Source organism: Paraburkholderia sp. BL25I1N1, from assembly GCF_003002025.1.
Taxonomy (GTDB): Bacteria; Pseudomonadota; Gammaproteobacteria; order Burkholderiales; family Burkholderiaceae; genus Paraburkholderia.
Map to the genome: position 1 here is coordinate 1 of NZ_PVZB01000062.1, position 6890 is coordinate 6890.

At 59.6% G+C, this 6890-nt stretch carries 2 protein-coding genes; both read left to right on the top strand.

The window, feature by feature from the left end:
- Nucleotides 1–531: 531 nt before the first annotated feature.
- On the top strand, nucleotides 532–1869 hold the full coding sequence (gene ltrA, locus B0G73_RS39730) for a group II intron reverse transcriptase/maturase (RefSeq protein ID WP_106286476.1): 1338 nt from the start codon (nucleotides 532–534) through the stop codon (nucleotides 1867–1869).
- 542 nt (nucleotides 1870–2411) lie between these two features.
- On the top strand, nucleotides 2412–6575 hold the full coding sequence (locus B0G73_RS39735; RefSeq protein ID WP_106286477.1) for a CheR family methyltransferase: 4164 nt from the start codon (nucleotides 2412–2414) through the stop codon (nucleotides 6573–6575).
- The last annotated feature ends 315 nt before the right edge of the window (nucleotides 6576–6890 follow it).

Here is a 6890-nt window from a genome sequence, read left to right on the forward strand (position 1 = left end):
GTCACCAACATAAGCACTGGCGCCACAGACCTCTCATTCGCCGCCAGAGGCGCAAACGGAGCCCCATACCGCGCGAGCGGTTTAGTGTACGCCCGTGATGGCGTGCTATCTGCGGGGTGTAAGTCCCCGCCGGAGTTGGCCACAGCTCCGTAGCTGAAGGTAACTGCGTCGTCGTGAGACGGGGTGGGGAGTAACCGGAAGCGAACTGTCGGTCCGTAGGTTAACGAACCTGTTTCGGCGGGGTATGGCGGCGAGCCTGCACTAAAGTGGCGAAGCCTGGAAGTAACACAGCACGCTGTCGTGGCAGATAAAGCGGTGCGGTGGCGTACCACGTGGTTGAGGACGGAACGATGGGACGGTGGCACGAAGCAAGCGGGGAGACCTGTCGGCGAGGTGAACGCTGGCAGGAGTCAGAGTCCCGATAGTACTGCACACGGCAGCGTTAAGTCGTGGAGACCTGCGTCAGAGCAAAAGGCGCACTAGGGAAGCAGGGCAGGAAAGTTGATAGCAAAAGACCGGAAGGAAGCAGAGATGAAGATCGAAGCATCGCCAGTGTCGGAAACGACTAAACAAGATGCAGACGCGCTGGGAAGCTGCGTGCAGCGGAAATTCGCGTCGGCTTCAATCTGGACGGACGCTATGTTGGCTGCTCTCCAAAACGGAGTTAAAGGAGGCAAATGGCATAGTCTGATCGACAAGGTGTTTCGCCTGGAGACGCTCGCGCTGGGATGGGCTCAGGTCGAGAAGAACGCCGGGGCGGCGGGAGTGGACCGCATGAGCGTGAAGCGATTCGCGCAAGCACGGGACCGATACCTCGCTGAACTGGCGCATGCATTGCAGGATGGTAGCTATCGCCCGCAGCCGGTGCGGCGCGTCTACATACCGAAAGGCAAAGGACGCCGCCCGCTCGGTATACCCGCTGTGAAGGACCGCGTTGTTCAAGCGGCCCTGAAGCTGGTGATCGAGCCGATCTTTGAGCATGAGTTCGAGCCAAGAAGCTACGGCTTCCGTCCGGGCTTGGGCTGCAAGGATGCGCTGCGCGAAGTGGACCGGCATGTGAAAGCGGGCTACTGCTGGGTGGTCGATGCCGACCTGCAAAGCTATTTCGACTCGATTCCGCACCTACCTCTTCTCGCGAGAGTGGCCGGGCGAATCGCGGACGGCCGGGTACTGGAACTGATCCAGTCCTTTCTCAAGCAAGACATCATGGAAGACATGACGCGGTGGACGCCGACTTCCGGCAGTCCTCAGGGGGCGGTTGTCAGCGCCCTGTTGGCAAACCTCTACCTGCACGAACTTGACGTGGAAATGCGTCAGGCGGGGCTGGTCATGGTGCGCTACGCGGATGACGCCGTGGTGTTATGCCGCACACGTGGGGAAGCGGAAGCTGCGCTCACTCGCATGCGGGCCTGGGTGGATGCGAACGGCTTGACACTGCATCCCGACAAAACCCACGTAGGGGATTGCCGGTTGGAGGGTCATGGGTTCGAATTTCTGGGCTACCGGTTCGAGGCGGGCCAACGTTGGGTGCGCAAGAAGAGTCTCATGGGGCTGCGGGACAAGATCCGCGCCCTGACCAGGCGTAACAGGGGCGATTCGATCGAGGGCATCATTGCGTCGATCAACCCGATCCTACGCGGCTGGTTCGGCTATTTCCAGAATGCCCACCGATACACCTGCTCGTCGGTTGACGGCTTCGTCCGCCGCCGTCTGCGAGCGATCCTGCGCCGACAGTTACACCGTCCGGGTCAGGGTAAATGCTTGCGCAATCACACCCGATGGCCTAATGCCTTCTTCGCTAATCTTGGGCTGTTCACGATGTCCGAGGCTCATCGATTGGCGCGCCAATCCCGATGTGGAAACAACTGACTGGAGAGCCCGTCGCGGGAAAACTGCACACCGGGTTCGGAGGGAGGGGACGGCGAGCGCCGTTTCCTACCCCTATCCGATCGACCTTAGCCGACGCTGGCTGGTCAGGCGCCGTGCGGCTGCTACATACCACTCTGCAGTCTTGGCAATGCGTTGCAGATGAATGCCGGGTTCCGGGAACGGCAACGGGTTTCTCAGCGACCCGATAGAGTCATTTGCGCCTTTTCGCTGAACGTCGGTTTTCAGGCAAATAGTCGGACGGATACCGCTCCAAGCGATGCGCCAGCGCAGGACGTCGGAACGTGTGGTGCGCGTCGGCTCTGGAAGAAAGTTGCGGTACTGCTCCTCATGTAGCCGAACTATTACCGGTTTGCACTACACCGCGACAATTTCGGTAACACTTGCCGGCTTGTATCTGCCGGTCCGGTGTGATCGCGGCTTCTGCTTCCCTCCCTAGGCAGGCCGGTGTACGCTGAAGTTACCTTGCACCCTCCACGCGCTGACGCCGCCCGATTCTTCCTCATTTCCTGGTTTTTTCTCCAATGCCTACTACCCCGTCCTCGGAGTCTGCCCCGGACCAATCCGGTGCCGCGCCTACGCCGTCCGCTTCGCCGGTTTTCCCCGTTGTAGGCATCGGCGCGTCGGCGGGCGGTATTCAGGCACTTCTCCGGCTCTTCGAGCAGATGCCCGCAGACAGCGGTATGGCATTCGTGATCGTATTGCATCTTTCCCCGAAATACGAAAGCCGCGCTGACCAGGTACTACAGCGGGTAACCTCGATGCCTGTCATGCAGGTTCGCGAGCCCACGCACATCGAGAAGAACAGCGTCTATCTCATCTCGCCATCCAATGACCTGTCCATGTTTGACGGCTACCTTCGCGTGACGCCAGCGGAGCGCTCTTCAGGCAGGCCGGTGGCCATCGACCGGTTTTTCCGGAGTCTTGCAGACGCCCATGGCAGCCGGGCCGTCAGCGTAATCCTCTCCGGCACAGGGAGTGACGGTACGGCCGGAATCGGCCGGATCAAGGAATGTGGCGGCGTCACCCTCGCTCAAAATCCGGACGATGCCGAGTACGGCGAGATGCCGCAAAACGCGATCGCGACGGGGCTCATCGATCTTTCGCTGCCAGTCGTGGATCTTCCGCAAAAACTGATTGAACTGTGGAGCAATGCACGGGTGATCCGACTGCCGGCGGTCGAGGGAGAGCCTCCGATAGCAGCAGTGCCTACAAGCGAAAACACTGCAGCAACGGCCGACAGCGCGTTGCAGGATATCCTGAAGGGACTGCGGATCCACACCGGCCACGACTTCCGGCACTACAAGCGCGCAACGGTATTGCGACGCATCGAACGACGCCTGCAGGTCAACACGCTTCCCGATCTGCCGTCGTACCTCCTGTTTCTGGAACGACATCCTGATGAAAACCAGGCGTTGCTTCGAGACCTGTTGATCGGGGTAACGAATTTCTTTCGCGATCGGGAAGCATTCGAAGCATTGGAACGGGAAGTGATACCCGGCGTGTTTGAGGGCAAAGATGATGGAGACCAGGTTCGCGCCTGGGTCGCCGGTTGCTCGACCGGTGAAGAGGCGTATTCGCTTGCCATGCTGTTATGCGAACGGTTGGGCGAAGAGCATACCCAGCCGGGCATCCAGGTATTCGCCACGGATATCGATGAACGTGCCATCGAGTCGGCGCGATCCGGCCGATACCTTGAGTCTATCCTGACCGATGTGCCGCCCTCCCGGCTTCGGCAGTTTTTCGCCCATACCCGCGGCTTTTACCGTGTCAGCAAGGCGCTCAGGGAGAAGGTCCTCTTTGCGGCGCACAACATCCTGCGCGACCCGCCCTTTTCGCAACTTGATCTCATAATGTGCCGCAACCTGCTCATCTATCTTGACCGCGATGTTCAGCGACAGGTGCTGCAGACTTTCCATTTCGCCTTGCGGACCGGTGGATACCTTTTTCTTGGCAGTTCCGAGTCCGCTGAGATTGCGGGAGACCTGTTTGCACCGGTCGACAAGAAAAATCGCATTTACCGCGCCAAAGCCGCCCCGCACCGGGTTTCAGTCGCGCCCCCGTCGGCAACTGCCGGCAAAATCCTTCACGCCTCGCCGGTCGGGGCTGCACACCCTTTGCCCAAGCCTGCGAGTTTTTCGTTTGCACCGTTGCATCAGCGCGTGATCCAGCACTACTCGCCACCGAGCATCCTGGTCGACCGCGACGCTGAAATCCTGCACATGTCCGAAAATGTCGGGCGCTTTTTGCAGTATGTCGGCGGCGAGCCATCGCATAATCTGCTCACCGTCGTGAATCCTGATCTGCGGCTCGAGCTTCGAACCGCGCTCTATCAGGCGCTACAGCATGGCAAAAGCATTGAAGTCAAACGGGTGCGGTTCTCCCGGGGCGGGGCCTATTCCCATGTCAATCTTTCTGTCCATCCATTCCACGACGACATGGCAGGCGGCGACATTCTCGCCGTCTTCTTCAGCGAATCTGACGACGCGGATGCGGAGAACAGGGCGAACGACGCTCACCACCCCGGACAGGACCGGGTTGTATCACAGCTCGAAACGGAACTGATTCGCACGAAAGAACTCCTGCAGTCCAGCATCGAACAATCCAATCTGTCGACCCAGGAACTGAAGGCCTCGAACGAGGAATTGCAGGCCATCAACGAGGAGATGCGCTCGGCCACTGAAGAACTCGAAACCGGCAAGGAAGAGCTTCAATCGGTCAATGAAGAACTGGTCACAGTGAATGCCGAGCTTCAGATGAAGGTCGAAGACGAAGCCAGGGCACACGACGATCTTCAGAACCTGATTGCGTCGAGCGGCATTGCAACGGTCTTTGTCGACCGCGCCATGCGCATCAAGCGCTTTACCGCGCCCGCAGTCAGTATTTTCAATCTGATCGAGACCGATATCGGCCGGCCGTTGCTGGACCTCCGGCATCGCCTGAATTATCCGCAACTTGCCGAAGATGCGGCCGCTGCATTCGATACGCTCAAGCTGACAGAGCGGGAAATCAGCACGAACGATGGACAGTGGTTTTTTGTGCGACTGCTGCCGTACCGAACACTTGACGATCGCATTGAGGGTGCGGTGCTGACCCTGATCGATATCACGGCGCGGCGACGCGCGGAAGAGGTGGCGCGAACCAGCGAAGAGCGATTGAAGTTTGCCGCACTCACCACCAACGACTACGCGATCATCGTTCAGGACCTGCACGGCGTGATCGTCAGCTGGAACAGGGGCGCGCAGAACGTGTTCGGTTATGACGAGGCAGAAGCTATCGGAAAGCCGATTGATCTGATCTTCTCGCCGGAAGATCGGGAACAGGGCGTGCCACTGGCCGAGAGGGAGAAGGCCAGAAGTGCAGGTCGCGCCGACGATGAAAGGTGGCATGTACGCAAGGACGGCAGGCGGATCTATTGCAGCGGCGTCGTGACCGCGATCGATACGGAAGCCTTCAGGGGTTACGCCAAAATCGCGCGAGATCTTACGGACCGGAAAAGTGCTGAAAGCCGCCAGACTAATCAGCTTGAGCTCGAACGGCGGGTCCGGACCCGCGCGGTTTCGGCGAACCGGCAAAAGGATGAATTCTTTGCGGTGCTATCGCATGAACTGAAGAACCCTCTGAACCTGATACACGTACAGGCGGAAATGCTGATGCGCGCGCCGCAACTGCGTGAAAGTCCACTCGTTCAGGAAGCAACCGATGTGATTCTCCGCTCGGTAGTTGGGCAGGCAAAGATCATTGACGATCTGCTTGACCTGTCGCGGGCGCGAACCGGGAAACTTGCGCTGCATCTGGCGCCCGTTGACATTTCGGCGATCCTGCGTACGGTGATCGACGCCAGTGCAGCCGACGCGGCCGCTGGTGGCATTGCTTTATCCGTATCGGGCGCTGACGGCCCGGTTCGGATACAGGCCGACCCGGTCCGTCTGGAGCAGATTTTCTGGAACATCATCCGTAACGCTCTGAAGTTCTCCCCGGCGGGCGCTCGAGTCGACGTAACCCTCTTTTCCGACAATGGATTTGTGTGTGTGCAAGTCGAAGATACCGGCCAGGGGATCGCCCCTGATTTCCTTCCCCGTGTCTTCGACATGTTTAGCCAGGCCAAAACCGGAGCCACCCGCGAGCACGGAGGCCTGGGCATCGGGCTTTCGCTGGTAAAGCAACTCGTAGAAATGCATGGCGGAAAAATCGAGGCGAGATCCGATGGCCTCGGGAAGGGTGCAACATTCTCCGTCAGACTGCCAGAAGTTGCGACTCCGCTGTCCTCGGAGGGTCGCCGTGTGAACGTGGATGGAAGCATCCTGAAGGGTTTGCGCGTGTTGCTGGTTGACGATTCGGCCGAGACGCTAGACGCTTTCCGTGCACTGCTTGAAATGGAGGGCGCGAAAGTGCGTTCCGAACTCAGCGGGAAGGCGGCACTCGCGGCAGCAGCTGAGGCTCCATTCGATCTCATTCTCTCGGATGTCGGAATGCCAGAAATGAGTGGCTATGAACTGATTGCGAAACTTCGAAGGTTACCCCCGACAGCGACCACTCCGGCAATCGCATTGACTGGATTTGGCCGCACACAAGACGTGACTGAAGCACTGGAGGCGGGCTTCGATGCACATGTCGGCAAGCCGGTATCGCTGGCTGCCCTGCTTGCCGCGATTGACCAGGCCCGTTCGGCTCGCGACCACGGGTAGGACCGCCCGGGCCGGCTACAACAGCAGCAATACGACCACATCGGGCGGCAAACTTTTGCCGAACCGGGTGACCGGGTTGCGCCAGAGTGCCGTTGAACGGATAGTCGACTTGATGGGATCACAGAGACCCTGAAGCGCCATTCGCAGTGTGCACGTGCGCGCCGAAGGCTGGTTTCATCACAGGAGCCACCTTTCGTCGGAACCGGGCGACCGTCCCCTTGTGGCCGACGAACGAAACCGCTCGCGCGGTAGGGGGCTCCGGCTAGCGCGTGCGGTTAATGAGCGGCCCGCCGCGCGGCTCCGTATGTTGGCGAA